The organism is Streptomyces sp. NPDC004134, assembly GCF_042874195.1.
In the GTDB taxonomy this organism is placed as follows: domain Bacteria; phylum Actinomycetota; class Actinomycetes; order Streptomycetales; family Streptomycetaceae; genus Streptomyces.
The window spans coordinates 1-1305 of record NZ_JBIAMS010000065.1 but is presented as its reverse complement, the minus strand read 5'-3'; the positions used below and the strand labels follow the sequence as shown (position 1 = coordinate 1305).

Here is a 1305-nt window from a genome sequence, read left to right as displayed (position 1 = left end):
TCACCAAAGCCGGCATCACCCGCGCCGACGTCAAAGCCATCGGCATCACCAACCAACGCGAAACCACCCTGCTCTGGGACAAGAACACCGGCGAACCCGTCGCCAACGCCATCGTCTGGCAGGACACCCGCACCGCCGAACTCTGCCGCCAACTCGGCGGCACCGAAGGACAAGACCGCTTCCGCGCCACCACCGGCCTGCCCCTGGCCTCCTACTTCGCCGGCCCCAAAATCCGCTGGCTCCTCGACAACACCCCAGGACTCCTCGCCCGCGCCGAAGCCGGCGACATCCTCTTCGGCACCATGGACTCCTGGGTCATCTGGAACCTCACCGGAGGCCCCGGCCGCGGCGTCCACGTCACCGACGTCACCAACGCCTCCCGCACCATGCTCATGAACCTCGAAACCCTCGACTGGGACCCCGCCATCTGCCAGGCCATGGGCATCCCCCAAACCGTCCTGCCCCAGATCCGCTCCTCCGCCGAGGTCTACGGCCACGCCACCTCCGGCACCCTGACCTCAGTACCCGTCGCCTCCGCCCTCGGCGACCAGCAAGCCGCACTCTTCGGACAGACCTGCTTCGCCCAGGGCGAAGCCAAATCCACCTACGGCACCGGCACCTTCCTCCTGATGAACACCGCCGGCGAACCCGTCCACTCCGAAAACGGCCTGCTCACCACCGTCGGCTACCGCATCGGCCAGGCACCCGCCGTCTACGCCCTCGAAGGATCCATCGCCATCACCGGCGCCCTCGTGCAGTGGATGCGCGACCAGATGGGCATCATCTCCACCGCCGCCGAAATCGAAACCCTCGCCCTCAGCGTCGAAGACAACGGCGGCGCCTACTTCGTCCCCGCCTTCTCCGGCCTCTTCGCCCCCTACTGGCGCGACGACGCCCGCGGCACCATCGCAGGACTCACCCGCTACGTCACCAAAGCCCACCTCGCCCGCGCCGTACTCGAAGCCACCGCCTGGCAGACCCGCGAAATCGTCGACGCCATGACCAAAGACTCCGGCGTCGAACTCACCTCCCTGAAGGTCGACGGCGGCATGACCGCCAACAACCTCCTCATGCAAACCCTCGCCGACGTCCTCGACGCCCCCGTCGTCCGCCCCCTCGTCGCCGAAACCACCTGCCTCGGCGCCGCCTACGCCGCCGGCCTCGCCGTCGGCTACTGGCCCGACACCGACGCCCTGCGCGCCAACTGGCGCCGCGCCGCCGAATGGACCCCCCGCATGGACCCCCACACCCGCGACCGCGAATACAACAACTGGCTCAAAGCAGTCCAGCGCACCATGGGCTGGA

The 1305-nt window shown here is 68.4% G+C and carries 1 protein-coding gene; it reads left to right on the top strand.

Annotation, left to right across the window (positions count from 1 at the left end; translation table 11 throughout):
- Window positions 1–1305, top strand: a 1305-nt coding sequence (glpK, locus tag ACFYVJ_RS34785) for a glycerol kinase GlpK (RefSeq protein WP_388900529.1), incomplete at both ends; no start/stop codon positions are given.